The 16,578-nt window shown below is 51.3% G+C and carries 14 protein-coding genes and 1 pseudogene; all 15 read left to right on the top strand.

The window, feature by feature from the left end; genetic code table 11:
• Positions 1-17 precede the first annotated feature (17 nt).
• A complete protein-coding gene (gene pyrH / locus BZG73_RS00075) occupies positions 18-746 on the top strand; it encodes a UMP kinase (RefSeq protein WP_046074177.1) in 729 nt (242 codons plus the stop codon).
• Between the two features lie 53 nt (positions 747-799).
• Positions 800-1,357 carry a ribosome recycling factor gene (gene frr / locus BZG73_RS00070; RefSeq protein WP_077667291.1) on the top strand — a complete coding sequence of 186 codons (558 nt, stop codon included), beginning with the start codon at positions 800-802 and terminating at the stop codon, positions 1,355-1,357.
• A 75-nt stretch (positions 1,358-1,432) separates the two neighbouring features.
• Complete coding sequence (locus tag BZG73_RS00065; RefSeq protein WP_077667290.1) at positions 1,433-2,203, top strand: isoprenyl transferase; 771 nt, start codon at positions 1,433-1,435, stop codon at positions 2,201-2,203.
• 15 nt (positions 2,204-2,218) lie between these two features.
• On the top strand, positions 2,219-3,070 hold the full coding sequence (locus BZG73_RS00060) for a phosphatidate cytidylyltransferase (RefSeq protein ID WP_077667289.1): 852 nt from the start codon (positions 2,219-2,221) through the stop codon (positions 3,068-3,070).
• 18 nt (positions 3,071-3,088) lie between these two features.
• Positions 3,089-4,285, top strand: a complete 1,197-nt coding sequence (ispC, locus tag BZG73_RS00055) for a 1-deoxy-D-xylulose-5-phosphate reductoisomerase (protein WP_077667288.1) — start codon at positions 3,089-3,091, stop codon at positions 4,283-4,285.
• Positions 4,282-5,637 carry a sigma E protease regulator RseP gene (rseP, locus tag BZG73_RS00050; RefSeq protein ID WP_077667287.1) on the top strand — a complete coding sequence of 452 codons (1,356 nt, stop codon included), beginning with the start codon at positions 4,282-4,284 and terminating at the stop codon, positions 5,635-5,637. Before ispC ends, rseP begins: the two co-directional genes overlap by 4 nt.
• A gap of 33 nt (positions 5,638-5,670) precedes the next feature.
• A complete protein-coding gene (bamA, locus tag BZG73_RS00045) occupies positions 5,671-8,109 on the top strand; it encodes an outer membrane protein assembly factor BamA (RefSeq protein WP_077667286.1) in 2,439 nt (812 codons plus the stop codon).
• Positions 8,110-8,129: 20 nt separating this feature from the next.
• Positions 8,130-8,639, top strand: a complete 510-nt coding sequence (locus BZG73_RS00040; RefSeq protein WP_077667285.1) for an OmpH family outer membrane protein — start codon at positions 8,130-8,132, stop codon at positions 8,637-8,639.
• Between the two features lie 14 nt (positions 8,640-8,653).
• Complete coding sequence (gene lpxD / locus BZG73_RS00035; protein ID WP_077667284.1) at positions 8,654-9,679, top strand: UDP-3-O-(3-hydroxymyristoyl)glucosamine N-acyltransferase; 1,026 nt, start codon at positions 8,654-8,656, stop codon at positions 9,677-9,679.
• A gap of 83 nt (positions 9,680-9,762) precedes the next feature.
• On the top strand, positions 9,763-10,215 hold the full coding sequence (fabZ, locus tag BZG73_RS00030; protein WP_046074224.1) for a 3-hydroxyacyl-ACP dehydratase FabZ: 453 nt from the start codon (positions 9,763-9,765) through the stop codon (positions 10,213-10,215).
• Positions 10,216-10,217: 2 nt separating this feature from the next.
• Positions 10,218-11,006, top strand: a complete 789-nt coding sequence (lpxA, locus tag BZG73_RS00025) for an acyl-ACP--UDP-N-acetylglucosamine O-acyltransferase (RefSeq protein ID WP_046074186.1) — start codon at positions 10,218-10,220, stop codon at positions 11,004-11,006.
• Positions 11,006-12,160 (top strand): lipid-A-disaccharide synthase, encoded by a 1,155-nt coding sequence (gene lpxB, locus BZG73_RS00020; RefSeq protein WP_077667283.1) that lies wholly within the window; start codon positions 11,006-11,008, stop codon positions 12,158-12,160. Before lpxA ends, lpxB begins: the two co-directional genes overlap by 1 nt.
• The gene (rnhB, locus tag BZG73_RS00015; RefSeq protein ID WP_046074188.1) at positions 12,153-12,752 is read left to right on the top strand and encodes a ribonuclease HII; all 600 of its coding nucleotides are present in this window, start codon (positions 12,153-12,155) and stop codon (positions 12,750-12,752) included. The genes lpxB and rnhB overlap by 8 nt, the downstream gene beginning before the upstream one ends.
• A 46-nt stretch (positions 12,753-12,798) precedes the next feature.
• Positions 12,799-16,278 carry a DNA polymerase III subunit alpha gene (gene dnaE / locus BZG73_RS00010; RefSeq protein ID WP_077578863.1) on the top strand — a complete coding sequence of 1,160 codons (3,480 nt, stop codon included), beginning with the start codon at positions 12,799-12,801 and terminating at the stop codon, positions 16,276-16,278.
• A 55-nt stretch (positions 16,279-16,333) separates the two neighbouring features.
• Positions 16,334-16,578, top strand: a pseudogene (locus BZG73_RS00005) (acetyl-CoA carboxylase carboxyl transferase subunit alpha); the annotation flags it as partial.

Raw genomic sequence — 16,578 nt, 5'->3', positions numbered from 1 at the left:
AATAGAAAGGTAGTGAAATGACTACAAATCCTAAGCCAGCTTATCAACGAATTTTACTTAAACTTAGCGGTGAAGCCCTGCAGGGCGATGATGGATTCGGGATTGATCCCGCCGTGCTAGATCGCATGGCACAAGAAATCAAAGAACTGGTCGAGCTGGGTGTTCAAGTGGGTTTGGTTATCGGCGGCGGTAATCTATTCCGGGGTGCTGGTCTTGCTGAGGCGGGAATGAACCGTGTTGTGGGCGATCACATGGGTATGTTAGCCACCGTGATGAACGGATTGGCAATGCGTGACGCACTTCATCGTGCCTATGTGAACGCGCGAGTGATGTCAGCCATTCCCTTGAATGGCGTGTGTGATAGCTACAATTGGGCAGAAGCGATTAGCCAGCTTCGCAATGGTCGCGTGGTGATATTCTCCGCCGGGACAGGTAACCCTTTCTTCACCACGGATTCGGCGGCGTGCTTACGCGGTATTGAAATTGAATCTGATATTGTGATCAAAGCAACCAAGGTCGATGGGGTTTACAGCGATGACCCAACCAAAAACCCGGATGCAACGCTTTATGACTCGCTAACATACCAAGATGTTTTAGAAAAAGAGTTGAAAGTGATGGATTTGGCCGCATTTACGTTAGCACGCGATCATAAGCTGCCACTTCGTGTCTTTAATATGAACAAGCCAGGTGCATTACGCCGTGTCGTGATGGGCGAGGCAGAAGGCACTTTGATCACTAACAGCTAAGCCGGTATCGGTGGCATAATCTTACAAACTAATTCAATCGCAAGGATACTCCCGTGATTAATGACATAAAAGACGACGCGAAATCGCGTATGGATAAAAGTGTAGAGGCGCTAAAACACACGCTAGGTAAATTGCGCACAGGCCGTGCCCACCCGAGTTTGCTTGAAGGGATCACGGTTGAGTACTACGGTGCGCCGACCCCCTTGAATCAGCTCGCCTCTATCGTGGCGGAAGATGCGCGTACGTTGGCGATTAGCGTGTACGACAAGCAAGTGACACAAGCGGTTGAAAAAGCAATCATGACCTCAGACTTGGGCCTCAACCCAGCCTCTGCAGGCACCGTGATCCGTGTTCCTTTGCCGCCACTGACTGAAGAGCGCCGTAAAGATATGGTGAAAGTGGTGCGTGCCGAAGGCGAGCAAGGCCGTGTGGCAATTCGTAATATTCGCCGCGACGCTAACAATGAGCTTAAGGCGCTGCTTAAAGACAAAGAAATCTCTGAAGATGATGAGCGTCGTGCGCAAGATGACATTCAAAAGTTGACTGACGAAGCGGTCAAGAATGTTGATGCACTTCTTGATGCAAAAGAAAAAGAGTTGATGGAAGTCTAAATCTCATTAGACTTTACCGCCGATGCTAAAGCGCTGTGCGTGCAGTACAGCGCTTTTTATTTGCCAAGGAGAAACATGAGTTCCCAGTCTCTTGATGCGCAGCTCGAGTCTGCCGCTTTACCGCAGCACATTGCCGTGATCATGGATGGCAATGGGCGTTGGGCTAAGGCACGAGGCAAAGCCCGTGTGTTTGGACATAAGGCGGGTGTAAAAGCGGTGCGTAAAACGGTGAAAGCCGCGTCTGAACTAGGGGTAAAAGCCCTGACGTTATTTGCGTTTAGCAGTGAGAATTGGCGTCGCCCTGAAGACGAAGTGAGTGTATTGATGGAGCTGTTTATCAATGTGCTTTCTCGTGAGGTCAAACGACTCGACAGTCATGGGGTGCAATTACGCATCATCGGTGATACCTCTCGCTTTAGCCCGTCACTGCAGGCCAAAATCGCCGAAGCCGAAGCCCTAACGGCCGATAATGACCGTTTAGTACTCAATATTGCTGCTAACTATGGTGGGCAGTGGGATATTACCCAAGCAACGCGCCGAGTGGCCGAAGAAGTCGCGGCAGGGCAGTTGCAACCGAACGATATCGGTGAGCAAGATATTGCTCGCTATTTGATGCTGGCTGACTTACCGGATGTGGATTTGATGATCCGCACCAGCGGAGAGTGCCGCATCAGTAATTTTATTTTATGGCAAGCCGCTTATGCCGAGCTGTGTTTTACCGAGCAGTATTGGCCGGACTTCAACGAACAGAGTTTGTATGATGCTGTGGCTTGGTACGTCAACCGAGAACGACGGTTCGGCTGCACGGGCGAGCAAATAAAAGCCATGATAACCACGGATAAGTAACCACGAGGAATCAGTTTGCTCAAACAACGAGTTTTAACCGCGGCCTTTTTAGTCCCGTTAGTGGTCGCGGGCGTCTTCTACTTACCGTTTCCTGCTTTTGTGGCAGCGATAGCGGTCGTCACGCTTATTGGACTTTGGGAGTGGACGCAATTTGTTTCAGCGTCGTCACGACTGCTTACTTTTATCATTCCCGCTGCTGCGTTGGCATTGTCTCTGTTTGCTCTCCCTTTTGACGCCATGGCATTGGGGCACGTACGTTTACCGCCTTTTGCGGTCGCTGCAACAGGCGCTGCTTGGTGGCTGTTTGCCACTGTCCTCGTGCTCGCATTCCCACGCTCAGGCAGCTATTGGACCCATAGCAAACTACTTCGCCTGGTGTTTGGTCTGCTCACCATGCTTCCTTTTATGTGGAGTGTATTGTTATTGCGTGCAGCGGATTATCAGTTTTCCACTTACTACGGCGCTAAATTAGTACTGCTGGTGTTTGTGCTGGTTTGGTGTGCGGATAGCGGTGCTTACTTTGCCGGAAAGAAGTTTGGCAAACACAAAATGGCACCGGCGGTGAGCCCCAATAAAACCCTAGAGGGGTTGCTGGGTGGACTTTCCGCAGCGGTTGGTGTGACCTGGCTTGGCGCCCATGTCCTCGAGCTGCATTTTGCCAACCTCGGTATCTTGTTGGCGATTGCAATGGTGACGGCCCTTGCGTCGGTATTGGGGGATCTCGCGGAAAGCATGTTTAAGCGTGTGGCAGGGATTAAAGACAGCGGGAACCTGCTGCCCGGTCACGGCGGCATTCTCGATCGTATTGATAGTCTGACGGCGGCATTCCCTGTTTTTACCGTGTTGTACTTCGCGTTTGCGAATTAAGTGAAACGAGTCGTTGAAATGCAAAAAATCACCGTGTTAGGCGCGACAGGTTCGATTGGTTCAAGCACATTGAAAGTGGTTGAAGCGAACCCTGAGCAGTATGAGGTAGTGGCACTGGCTGCCCATACCAATGTGGAAAAAATGACCGCTTTGTGTCTTTATTGGCAGCCCGCTTATGCGGCGATGGCCGACCACGACGCGGCTCAGCAGCTCAGAAAAAGACTCGCGAGCAAAGGCCTAGCTACCGAGGTGCTTGCTGGAGAGGAGGGGCTGTGTCAACTGGCTTCGCTACCTGAGGTAGATATGGTGATGGCTGCCGTGGTCGGGGCGGCAGGGTTATCCTCGACCATGGCGGCGGTGAAGGCGGGCAAACGTGTTCTGCTTGCCAATAAAGAAGCCTTAGTGATGTCTGGACAGTTCTTTATTGATGCCGTTTATCAATATGGCGCCGAGCTGCTCCCTATCGACAGTGAACACAATGCCATTTTTCAATGCTTGCCGCAGGCGGTTCAACACACACCTGGGCGTTGCGATCTTCATGCCGCGGGGGTCAGCAAAATCCTGTTAACCGGCTCTGGTGGCCCGTTCCGTTATCGCGATCCGCAAAGTCTTGCCAGTGTGAGCGTCGAAGAGGCAGTCACACATCCGAACTGGTCGATGGGCCCTAAAATCTCAGTCGACTCAGCCACCATGATGAATAAAGGCTTGGAATACATAGAAGCGCGTTGGTTATTCAACGCCAAGCCTGAACAGCTAGAGGTGGTGATCCATCCTCAGTCAGTGATCCACTCCATGGTGCAAATGTGTGACGGCTCGGTGTTAGCACAATTAGGGACGCCAGATATGTGTACCCCTATTGCTCATGCGATGGGGTACCCTGAGCGTGTTCATGCCTCCGTTGCGCCGCTGGATTTTACCCAAATTGGCGAATTTACCTTTATGGCACCGGATGCTCGACGTTATCCCTGCTTATCGCTCGCGATCGCGGCCTGCGAGCAAGGACAAGCGGCGACGACGAGCTTGAATGCGGCCAACGAACAGGCGGTGGCAGCCTTTTTGGCAGGAAAAATCGGGTTTATGGATATTGCGCGTATCAATGAACAGGTTTTGACCCAGTCCTCGCTTCCTACGCCAACAAGCTTGGATTGCTTATTTGAGCTGGATAGAATAGCGCGCATCACTGCAAATGAGCAGATTGCTAAGGTGGCACCATGAGCGGGTTTCTATGGAATGCAACGGCGTTTATCGTCGCGTTGGGCATACTGGTTGCGATTCACGAGTTCGGCCATTTTTGGGTGGCTCGCCGTTGTGGCGTGAAAGTGGAGCGCTTTTCCATTGGTTTTGGTCGCGCATTGTGGCGGAAACTTGGTAAGGATGGCACCGAATATGTGATTGCCGCGATCCCCCTTGGCGGCTATGTCAAAATGCTGGACGAGCGCATCGAAGCGGTGCCGGATGCCGATAAACCACGCGCATTTAACAACCAGCCTTTGTGGCAGCGCAGTGCTATTGTTGCCGCTGGCCCCATCGCTAATTTCGTATTTGCCGTTTTTGCATACTGGCTGGTGATGATGATAGGTGTTCCTGCCGTCAAACCTGTGATTGGTGAAATTGCACCCAATTCGATCGCGGCAGAAGCGGGAATTGAACCAGGTATGGAACTAACCCAGGTTTCAGGCGTCGAAACCGCTGATTGGCAAGCTGTTAATTTTGCGTTGATTGGTCACATTGGTGATGAGAGCATGACCCTCACCGCCAAACCGAGCCCAACGTCCAGTTATGGCAGAGACTATCAACTGGATTTACGCCAATGGCAATTTGACCCAGAGCACCAATCACCTCTGACGACGCTGGGGATCACCCCCTATCGCCCTGCGATTACTTTATCGATCGCGCAAGTGGTAGAAGGAAGCGCGGCAGAGCAAGCGGGTCTCAAGCAAGGCGACAAAATTATTGCAGTGGCTGATACCGAGCTGTCGTCATGGCAGCGCTTGGTCGAGGTGATTAAAGCGAGCCCAGACCAAACCCTGTCGCTGACAATATTGCGACAGGGGCAGCGTCAATCTGTGGTATTAACGCCGGATGCGCGTCGCAGTCATGGTGAGGTCACAGGCTATGCTGGCATTGCGCCACAAATGGACGAGTGGCCCGAGTCATATCGATTCACCCAACAGTATGGACCATTCGCAGCGATACCGGAGGCAGTGGGGAAAACAGGCCAAGTGATCAGTATGACGGTCAATATGATCAAAAAACTGATTACCGGCGATGTTGGGGTGAATAACTTGAGTGGCCCAATATCGATAGCAAAAGGCGCGGGGATGACCGCGGAGATCGGGCTGATCTCATTTTTAGGGTTTATGGCACTGATTAGTGTGAACCTAGGCATTATCAATTTACTCCCTCTGCCCGTATTGGATGGCGGCCATTTGCTGTTCTTTGGGATTGAGGCTGTCACACGGCGACCGGTATCGGAGCGTGTGCAGGACTTTGGGTATCGAATCGGCGCTGCCGTGTTGATGATGGTAATGGCAGTGGCATTGTTTAACGACTTCGCCCGACTTTAAACGGTTAGTATTCAAGGATAAGTCAGATAGCAGATGGCGATGAAAAAACTATTAATAGCGTCTCTTTTAGTAAGCAGTAGTATGGCGCATGCTGACACATTTCAAGTCAGCGATATCCGCTTTGAGGGACTGCAACGAGTCAGTCTAGGGGCCGCTTTGTTGTCAATGCCAGTGCGTGTCGGCGACAAAGTGGACGACGACGATGTGGCTGACATTATCAATGCACTTTTTGCCTCTGGTAACTTTGAGGATGTGCGAGTTTACCGCGATGATGAAGCACTGCTGGTCAAAGTGGTAGAGCGCCCGACCATTGCCAGTATTTCCTTTTCAGGGAATAAGGCGATTAAGGAAGAGCAGCTAAAAGAGAACCTGACATCGTCAGGCCTTCGTGTCGGTGAAGCGCTCGATCGCACCCAACTGAGCAAAATCGAAAAAGGTCTTGAAGACTTTTACTACAGCGTCGGTAAGTACAGTGCGTCGGTGAAAGCGGTGGTCACCCCCTTGCCGCGTAATCGTGCCGATTTGAAATTTGTTTTCACTGAGGGCGTATCGGCCAAAATTGAGCAAATTAACTTTGTCGGCAATGATGTGTTCAGTGATGAGCAGCTGCGTGATAATTTTGATTTGCGTGCCGACGTGCCGTGGTGGAATTTCCTCGCCAACGAAAAGTACCAAAAACAGGTTCTTGCAGGCGATCTTGAAAAACTACGCAGTTTTTATCTCAATCGCGGTTACCTTAAGTTCCGTGTTGAGTCGACACAAGTGGCTATTTCACCTGACAAAAAAGGGGTCTACATCACCTTGAATGTCAACGAGGGCAAGCCTTATCAGGTCGCTGATTTGGACTTTCGTGGTGATCCACAGAATGAAGAGATTTACCGTTCATTAGTCACCTTCACCCGTGGTGATACCTATAACGGTGATAAAGTGACTGCACTTGAAGAGGCGATCAAACGCCACTTAGGCGAGACAGGCTTTGCCTACCCCAAAGTGAACACCTTACCCAGCTTTGATGATGACAATCAGCAAGTGTCGTTAACGGTCAATGTCGAGCCAGGTAAGCGTATTTACGTGCGCAATGTCCGTTTTTCAGGCAACACCACCACCAAAGATGAAGTATTGCGCCGTGAAATGCGACAGCTTGAAGGCACTTGGCTTAACTCAAAAGCGGTTACCCGTGGTAAAGAGCGTCTCAGTCGAACCGGCTTTTTCCAGAATGTTGAAGTGGACACTCAGCGCGTACCCGGCACGGATGATCAAGTCGACGTTAACTACAAAGTTAAAGAAGCTAACTCAGGCAGCATCAACTTTGGTATCGGTTATGGCACCGAGTCAGGCGCGAGCTTACAGCTCGGCTTACAGCAAGATAACTTTGCTGGTACGGGGAACCGCTTTGGTATCAACGCCATGGTCAACGACTATCGCAAAAACCTGACGCTTGAGTACCGTGACCCTTACTTTACGCTCGACGGTGTAAGCCTAGGCGGTAAGGTATTCTATAACGAATTTGAAGCGCGCGACGCCAACATCGTTGAGTACACCAACCAAAGTTACGGTACCAACCTCACCTGGGGTTTTTGGACTGATGAGCTGAACTCGATTGATTTCTCGTTAGGGTACACGCACAACAAGATTGAGAACCTCGGCAGTTATTATCAAATTGATAAGTTCTTAGACCTTCACCAAGATAATCTTAATCACAATGAAGGCCTGGAAGTTGACGACTTTGATATTTCAGTATCCTGGACGCGCAATAACCTCAACCGCGGCTATTTCCCAACCGCAGGTAACTACCAACGCGCATCGTATCGGATGACGGTACCCGGCTCGGATGTACAGTACTTTAAAATGCAGTATGACATCCGCCAATACGTGCCGCTGACACAAGAGCACGAGTTTACGCTGTTGATGCGTGGCCGACTTGCGTATGGTAACGGTTATGGCCAAACCAATGGCCAAGATCACATGCTGCCGTTTTATGAGAACTATTACGCGGGGGGCTTCTCGTCACTGCGTGGCTTCCGTTCGAATACGGTAGGCCCGAAAGCGGTCTACAAAGACAAGTCGGAGGGAGGATCTGAGCAGTCAGACGGAGACGTGGAGTACTCAGAAGGTAGCTATGGCTCGAGTGACGCCGTCGGTGGTAACGCCATGGCACGCGCCAGTGCTGAGTTGATTGTGCCAACGCCGTTTGCCTCAGAGGAAGCACGCGAGCAAATCCGTACCAGTGTGTTTATTGATGCCGCCTCAGTGTGGGACACTGAGTTTGATCGCCAAGAACTTATCAACATGGGCTATCCCGCAGGCACAAAAGACTACTCAGATCCATCCAATATCAGTGCCTCTTATGGTATGGCATTGCAGTGGATGTCCCCGATGGCACCTTTGGTATTTTCCATCGCAAAACCTATTACAAGCCAGCCTGGCGACGATGAAGAGTTCTTTACCTTCACGATCGGGCGCACATTCTGATGATCAGAAAGGAGACTATTGTGAAATCATTTTTGAAAGCAGCGGGACTGAGTGTCGCGGTATTGACGACGTCCATGTACGCATCAGCGGCTGATGCTGCACAGAAGGTGGGCTACGTATCAACCGGGGCCGTGATGTCGCAACTGGCGAAGAAAAACAACCTCAACGAAAAACTACGCGGTGAATTTAAAGACCGCGTGGCTGAAATTGAGCGTTTGAAAGAAAAGCTCTCCGAGGGCGTAGAAAAGCTCAAGCGCAATGGTGAGCTGATGAGCGAAGACGAGCGAGTGACGCTTCAACGTAAACTTCAGTCGATGGAGTCGGATTACAAGCTGAAAGTGAAAGCGCTCCAAGAAGATCAACGCAAGCGTGGTGGTCGAGAAGAGTCTAAACTGGTCAAAAAGCTCAAGACAGCGGTCGACCAAGTGGCTGAGCAAGAGGGCTATGACATGGTGATTGACGCCAATGCCGTCTTGTACGCTAACCCAAGCGATGACTTGTCTGAAAAAGTGATCAATGCAGTTAAATAAAAGTCGAGGAGCCCATGGTTTCGATTACTCTCGCTGAATTAGCGGATAAACTGGATGCACAGCTCCACGGAGATGGCGCTGTAACGATAACCTCGCTTGCAGGGATGAATTCAGCGGGAGAAGGGCAAATCACCTTCTTATCCAGCCCTAAATATCGTAAAAATTTGGCACTATGCCGCGCCAGCGCCGTGATGCTCAAAGAAGGGGACTTGTCTTATTGTCAAGGCAATGCGCTGGTGGTGTCAGACCCGTATTTGGCTTATGCCAAAGTGGCGCAGATTCTTGACTCGACGCCTGCTTGTGCCACCGATATTGCCGCATCGGCGGTGGTGGCTGATGATGCAGTCTTGGGAGAAGGCGTTGCCATCGGCCCTAACGCGGTGATTGAATCTGGTGCGCTTATTGGCGATGGCGTGCAAATCGGCGCAGGTTGCTTTGTCGGCAAAGGGACAAAGGTGGGCGCTCGGACCAAGCTTTGGGCGAATGTCACCCTTTATCATGAGGTAGTGATAGGGCAAGACTGCTTGATTCAAGCGGGTACCGTGATCGGTGCGGACGGCTTTGGCTATGCCAATGACAAAGGCAAGTGGGTTAAAATCCCTCAGCTTGGCCGCGTTGTGATTGGGGATCGGGTCGAAATTGGTGCGTGCACCACCATTGACCGGGGCGCACTGGATGATACCGAAATTGCCGATGGGGTGATTATCGACAACCAGTGTCAGATTGCGCATAATGTATCGATCGGTGAGAACACGGCAATCGCCGGCGCGACTGTCATGGCAGGCAGCCTCAAGGTAGGTAAACACTGCATCATTGGTGGCGCCAGCGTGTTTAATGGCCATATGGAAATCACAGATAACGTGACCATCACGGGAATGGCGATGGTGATGCGGCCAATCACTGAGCCGGGCATGTATTCGTCCGGCATTCCGTTGCAGCCCAACCGCGAGTGGCGGAAGACTGCCGCGCGTGTACTCAAGATTGATGAGATGCACAAGCGGCTCAAAGAGCTGGAAAATCAGCTCGAAAAACAAGATTAACGCCGAGATGACAGGCCCGCTTTAGCAACGCGGGCCGTTTTGCGTTAATGAAGTCAGTATTGGATTTGAACGGGAATACTACCTTGACTCGCGAAAACAAAGTTCTACATATCAACGAAATCAAAGAGCTGTTACCACACCGCTATCCTTTTTTGTTGATTGATCGCGTTATCGATTTTGAAGAAGGGCAATACCTTCACGCGATTAAAAACATCACTGTCAATGAGCCTCAATTTACGGGTCATTTCCCGCAATTGCCTGTTTTCCCAGGCGTACTCATTTTAGAGGCCATGGCGCAAGCAACAGGCTTGTTGGCGTTTAAGACCTTCGGTAAGCCGAAAGACAACGAGCTATACTACTTTGCAAGCATTGATAATGCGAAATTCCGCCGTCCGGTCTCACCGGGTGACCAATTGGTGCTTGAGGTGGAATTTATTAAAGAGCGTCGAGGTATTGCGGCCTTTAATGGGGTGGCGAAAGTAGACGGCGAGGTTGTCTGCTCGGCGGAACTGAAGTGCGCAAGAAGAGAGATCTAATTGTGATCCACGAAACGGCTTACATTCACCCCACTGCGGTTGTCGAAGACGGCGTCGTATTGGGCGAAAACGTAAAAATCGGCGCTTTTTCTTATATTGGCGAAGGGGTTGAAATCGGTACAGGTACCGAGGTGATGACACATGTTGTGATCAAAGGCCCGACCCGTATCGGCGCAGACAATCGCATTTATCAATTCGCTTCCATTGGTGAAGCGTGCCAAGATCTTAAATATGCTGGGGAGCCAACCACGCTAGAAATCGGTGATCGTAACACCATTCGTGAAAGCGTGACGATGCACCGTGGTACGGTCCAAGATAAAGGCGAAACCAAAGTTGGCAGCGACAACCTGTTTATGATTAATGCCCACGTCGCCCATGATTGTGTGGTCGGTAATCATTGTATTTTTGCCAACAACGCTACCTTAGCGGGCCACGTTCATGTCGATGATTATGCGATTGTCGGTGGCATGTCAGCCATTCACCAGTTCTGTGTGATTGGCAGCCATGCCATGCTCGGCGGTGGCTCGATTGTGGTTCAAGACGTCCCCCCTTATGTGATGGCACAGGGCAATCATTGCGCGCCATTTGGTATTAATGTGGAAGGCCTGAAGCGACGCGGGTTTGAAAAATCAGCGATTCGCGCCATTCGGGCGGTATATAAAAATATGTACCGCTCCGGTAAAACCTTAGAAGAAGTGAAAAAAGAGCTTGCAGAGCAAGCCGAGAGCGAGCCGGCGCTGGCTCTTTTCATTGACTTCTTTGAGCGTTCGACGCGAGGCGTTATTCGTTAATGTTACCGAGTGAACGTCCATTACGCGTTGGAATCGTCGCCGGAGAAATCTCCGGCGATGTTTTAGGTGAAGGCCTGATCAAAGCGATGCGAGCTCAACACCCTAATGTTGAGTTTGTCGGTATCGGTGGCCCAAGAATGATGGCTCAAGGCTGTCACAGCTTGTTCGATATGGAAGAGCTTTCTGTGATGGGGCTGGTGGAAGTGCTAGGACGACTGCCACGTTTGCTGAAAGTAAAAACGGCGTTGGTCAAGCATTTTACCGTCAATCCGCCGGATGTGTTCATTGGTATCGATGCCCCAGATTTTAATTTACGTCTCGAGGCATCATTAAAAAAAGCGGGGATCAAAACCGTTCACTATGTCAGCCCATCAGTGTGGGCATGGCGGCAAAAGCGGATTTTTAAGATTGCTGCAGCCACTGATCTGGTTCTGGCTTTTTTGCCCTTCGAGAAAGCGTTTTACGATAGGTTTAATGTGCCTTGTGCGTTTGTTGGCCATACCATGGCCGATAGCATTCCGATGCAGGTGGACAAACTCGCCGCGCAGCGTGCTCTTGGGTTAGATAGCCAAAAACGTTGGTTAGCAGTGCTGCCTGGCAGCCGTGGCAGTGAAATGTCGATGTTAGCTCCGCCGTTTTTACAAGCGTGTCAGCAACTGGCGGCGCGATATCCGGACTTGGGGTTTGTGGTTGCGCTCGTTAATGAAACCCGGCGACAGCAATTTGAGCAGGCTTGGCAAGCGATCGCGCCAGAGCTTTCATTTACCCTGGTTGATGATACGGCGCGCCAAGTGATTAGCGCCGCCGACTCGGTGCTGCTCGCTTCTGGCACCGTAGCGTTAGAGTGCATGTTACTTAAACGCCCGATGGTGGTGGGATACAAGGTCAAGCCGGTCACGGCATGGCTTGCCAAACGCCTGCTTAAAACGCAGTATGTTTCCTTACCCAATATTCTCGCTGACGCGCCTTTAGTGCCGGAACTGCTGCAAGAAGAGTGTGAGCCAGGCGCACTGGCTGACGCGGTCAGTGCGCAATTAGACAGTGATAACCAGGCATTGTTGACCACCTTTACTGAGTTGCATCACACCATCCGCAAAGATGCGGATACGTCTGCAGCCAATGCCGTATTAAATTTATTAGATGACCATGACTGAACACCCTTTTCACTACCCTGACGCACAGCTTATCGCGGGGGTCGACGAAGTCGGACGTGGGCCCTTGGTCGGTGCCGTGGTCACTGCCGCGGTGATTCTCGATCCGGCTCAGCCTATTGCGGGTCTAACGGACTCGAAAAAGTTGAGCGAGAAAAAACGGCTCGCGCTCTATGATCAAATCAAACAAAAAGCATTGGCTTGGTCAGTGGGGCGCGCAGAGCCTGATGAAATCGATTCGCTGAATATCTTAAATGCGACCATGCTGGCGATGCAGCGTGCGATTGATGGCTTATCGGTCACCCCTGATTACGCATTAATTGATGGCAACCGGGTACCATCCTTGCCGATGCCGGCACAGGCCGTGGTAAAAGGTGACCTGCGGGTAGCAGAAATTAGTGCCGCCTCGATCTTGGCGAAAGTCGATCGCGATCATGAAATGGCCATGTTGGATGCCGCTTACCCGAACTATGGGTTTGCTCAACACAAAGGCTATCCCACCAAGGTCCACATGGCGGCGTTGGCCGAGCATGGCGCTCTGCCAATGCATCGCAAAAGTTTTAAACCTGTTAAGCGCGCACTGGGCATTGACTAGTGCGTGTGGTGAATTCCAGCCCTATTACCGTTAAGTAACGAGCCGTATGTCTGAGCCACGTTTTGTCCATTTACGCATCCACAGTGACTTTTCCATGGTAGATGGGTTGTCCAAAGTGCCGCCACTGGTAAAAAAAGTGGCGGAAATGGGCATGCCCGCCATGGCGCTGACCGATTTCAGTAACCTTTGTGGGTTGGTCAAATTCTACAACACGGCCAATAACGTTGGTGTTAAGCCGATTATCGGCGCTGACTTTCTGGTCCAGTCTGACGCCTTTGGCGAGGAGCTTTGCCAGCTTACCTTGTTGGCGACCGATAAAGCCGGCTACAAGAACTTGACCTTGCTGATCTCCAAGGCCTACCTCCGAGGCCATATTCAGCACCGCCCAGTGATCGATCAGCAGTGGTTGGTTGAGCATGCACAAGGGTTGATTGTGTTGTCTGGCGGCTGCCGCGGCGACTTGGGGAAAGCCTTACTCAAAGGCAATCAAACACTGGCTAAGGAATGCGCCCGTTTCTATCAAACCTATTTTCCCGATGCCTATTACATGGAGCTGGTGCGGACCGGGCGGCAAGATGAAGAAGTGTATCTCCATTTTGCGGTTGATTTCGCGACCGAGCATGACTTGCCTGTGGTGGCGACCAATGAAGTCTGCTTCATTTCATCTGAGGAGTTTGATGCGCATGAGATCCGGGTTGCGATTCATGATGGTTTCACTCTCGATGATCCTCGCCGTCCCAAGAAATACAGCGCCGAACAGTATTTGCGTACCGAGCAAGAGATGTGTGAGCTCTTCGCGGATATTCCCGAGGCACTGACCAATAGCGTAGAAATCGCCAAGCGATGTAACGTCCCGGTGCGGCTGAATGAGTACTTTTTGCCTAACTTCCCGACTGAGGGAATGGAAATTGATCAATATTTGGTTAAGCGCTCACAAGAAGGCTTGGAAGAGCGTCTCGCCTTTCTCTTTCCTGACGAAGCGGAAAGAACGCGCCGACGCCCCGACTATGATGCTCGGCTAGAGCGCGAGCTTGGGGTCATCAACCAAATGGGGTTTCCCGGCTACTTTTTGATCGTCATGGAGTTTATCCAATGGTCAAAAGATAATGATATCCCCGTGGGCCCAGGACGCGGCTCAGGGGCTGGTTCTTTGGTGGCGTACGCCCTAAAAATCACCGATCTCGACCCGCTACAGTTTGATCTCCTGTTCGAGCGCTTTTTGAACCCCGAACGTGTCTCTATGCCTGACTTCGACGTCGACTTCTGCATGGACAAGCGGGATCTGGTGATTGATCACGTCGCTGAAATGTATGGCCGTGATGCGGTCTCTCAGATCATTACTTTCGGTACCATGGCTGCGAAAGCCGTGATCCGCGATGTGGGCCGTGTGTTGGGCCATCCTTATGGTTTTGTGGACAGGATTTCCAAGCTGGTGCCACCAGACCCAGGTATGACCCTCGAGAAAGCCTTCGACGCCGAACCTCAGCTGGTCGAGGTTTATAACAACGATGAGGAAGTCAAAGCGCTGATTGACATGGCGCGGATGCTTGAAGGGGTAACCCGAAATGCGGGTAAGCACGCGGGCGGGGTGGTGATATCACCCACCACGATCACCGATTTCGCCCCTCTTTATTGCGACAGTGAAGGGCATCATCCGGTCACGCAGTTTGATAAAAACGATGTTGAAACCGCCGGTCTCGTGAAGTTTGACTTCTTGGGTCTGCGGACGCTGACCATCATCGACTGGGCGCTGGGGATGATAAATCCGCGTTTACAGCGTCAAGGGAAAGATCCTATTGATATCGCCGCAATTCCCATGGCGGACCAAGCGTCATTCGAGATGCTGCGTAAGGCAGAGACGACTGCGGTATTCCAGCTTGAATCACGTGGCATGAAAGAGCTGATTAAGCGCCTTCAGCCTGACTGCTTTGAAGACATGATCGCATTGGTGGCCTTGTTCCGGCCTGGGCCATTGCAATCTGGGATGGTGGATAACTTTATCGACCGTAAGCATGGCCGTGAAGTCGTGTCTTACCCGGATGAAAAATGGCAACACGACTCGTTGAAAGAAACGCTTGAGCCGACCTATGGCATCATTCTCTATCAAGAGCAGGTGATGCAGATTGCTCAGACACTCGCAGGCTACACCTTGGGTGGGGCGGACTTGTTGCGCCGGGCAATGGGTAAGAAAAAGCCAGAAGAAATGGCCAAGCAGCGAGACATCTTTGAAAAAGGGGCGATTGCCAACGGCATTGATGGCGAGCTGGCAATGCGGATCTTTGACTTGGTAGAAAAGTTCGCCGGCTATGGCTTTAACAAGTCGCACTCAGCCGCATACGCGCTGGTCTCTTACCAAACCTTGTGGTTGAAAGCTCACTACCCGGCGGAGTTCATGGCGGCGGTAATGACCGCGGATATGGATAACACCGATAAAGTGGTTGGCTTGGTCGAGGAGTGTCGGCGAATGAAGTTGACGGTGTTACCGCCGGATGTGAATGCGGGACTGCACCATTTCACCGTCAATGAGCAAGGGGAAATTGTTTACGGTATTGGGGCGATAAAAGGGGTCGGTGAAGGCCCTATCGACACCATTGTCGCCGCGCGAGAGCAAGACGGTTATTTCCGCGACTTGTTTGATTTTTGCGCCCGCATTGATACCAAAAAAGTCAATAAGCGCGTGATAGAGCGCCTGATCCGCGCTGGTGCCATGGACAAACTCGGCCCTCATCGTGCGGCGATGATGGCCTCGGTCGATGAAGCTATTCGTGCTGCGAGCCAACATCACCAAGCGGAAGCCTACGGGCAAACCGATATGTTTGGGGTGTTGACCGATGCCCCCGAAGAAGTCGAGCATGCCTATGCGCATGCCAACCCGTGGCCAGATAAAGTATGGTTAGAAGGGGAGCGGGAAACACTGGGCTTGTATCTGACCGGTCATCCGATCAACAGTTATCGCAAAGAGCTAAAAAACTATATCACGTGGCGGCTCGAGGATGCTCATGCAACGAAACGCGATGTGGTGTCGACGGTGGCAGGATTAGTGATCGCAGCTCGGGTGATGACCACTAAACGAGGGTCTCGATTAGGGATCCTCACACTAGACGATCGCTCAGGGCGTATGGAAGTGATGCTTTTCTCTGATGTGCTCGACAAATATCTCGATTTAGTGGAGAAAGATCGAATTTTAGTGGTCTCAGGACAGGTCAGCTTTGATGACTTCAACGGGGGGCTTAAAATGACCGCCCGTGAAGTGATGGACATTAGTCAGGCGCGGGAAAAATATGCGCGTTGTTTAGGGATATCGATGACATCTGAGCAGGTCGATGCGCCCTTTTTTGAACGGTTTCATGATGCACTGGCACCCTACCGATCCGGTACCGTTCCTGTGAATCTTTACTATCAGCGCGACGATGCGCGCGCGCGGTTACGCTTAGGCGCAGAGTGGCGCGTAACGCCAACCGATGAATTAATCGACACCTTGAAAGGCTTGCTCGGTAACGAGCAGGTCGAATTAGAGTTTAACTAAGCCAGGCTGGTGACGTAACGCGTACACTGGCGGTGACCAATAGGATTCTCTTGGTATGAGTCTTAATTTTTTAGAATTTGAACAACCTATCGCAGAACTAGAAGCCAAAATTGAGGCCCTTCGCGCTGTCTCTAAGCGGGGTGGAGAAGACGCGGTTAACTTAGATAAAGAAATTGAGCAACTGGAAACAAAAAGCCTTGAGCTGACGCGAAAGATTTTTGGTGATTTAGGCGCATGGCAGGTGGCACAACTGGCGCGTCATCCTCAACGTCCTTATACCTACGACTATCTGGATCGCAT

It is taken from the genome of Salinivibrio siamensis (genome assembly GCF_001996005.1).
Classification (GTDB): Bacteria; Pseudomonadota; Gammaproteobacteria; order Enterobacterales; family Vibrionaceae; genus Salinivibrio; species Salinivibrio siamensis.
This window is presented reverse-complemented; position numbering and strand designations above follow the sequence as displayed.

What these genes read in the sequence shown, in the direction of transcription:
- dnaE (WP_077578863.1), top strand. Translation starts at nt 12,799, where the DNA reads ATGTCTGAGCCACGTTTTGTCCATTTACGCATCCACAGTGACTTTTCC.
- ispC (WP_077667288.1), top strand. Translation starts at nt 3,089, where the DNA reads ATGCAAAAAATCACCGTGTTAGGCGCGACAGGTTCGATTGGTTCAAGC.
- lpxB (WP_077667283.1), top strand. Translation starts at nt 11,006, where the DNA reads ATGTTACCGAGTGAACGTCCATTACGCGTTGGAATCGTCGCCGGAGAA.
- pyrH (WP_046074177.1), top strand. Translation starts at nt 18, where the DNA reads ATGACTACAAATCCTAAGCCAGCTTATCAACGAATTTTACTTAAACTT.
- rnhB (WP_046074188.1), top strand. Translation starts at nt 12,153, where the DNA reads ATGACTGAACACCCTTTTCACTACCCTGACGCACAGCTTATCGCGGGG.
- bamA (WP_077667286.1), top strand. Translation starts at nt 5,671, where the DNA reads ATGGCGATGAAAAAACTATTAATAGCGTCTCTTTTAGTAAGCAGTAGT.
- BZG73_RS00065 (WP_077667290.1), top strand. Translation starts at nt 1,433, where the DNA reads ATGAGTTCCCAGTCTCTTGATGCGCAGCTCGAGTCTGCCGCTTTACCG.
- lpxD (WP_077667284.1), top strand. Translation starts at nt 8,654, where the DNA reads ATGGTTTCGATTACTCTCGCTGAATTAGCGGATAAACTGGATGCACAG.
- rseP (WP_077667287.1), top strand. Translation starts at nt 4,282, where the DNA reads ATGAGCGGGTTTCTATGGAATGCAACGGCGTTTATCGTCGCGTTGGGC.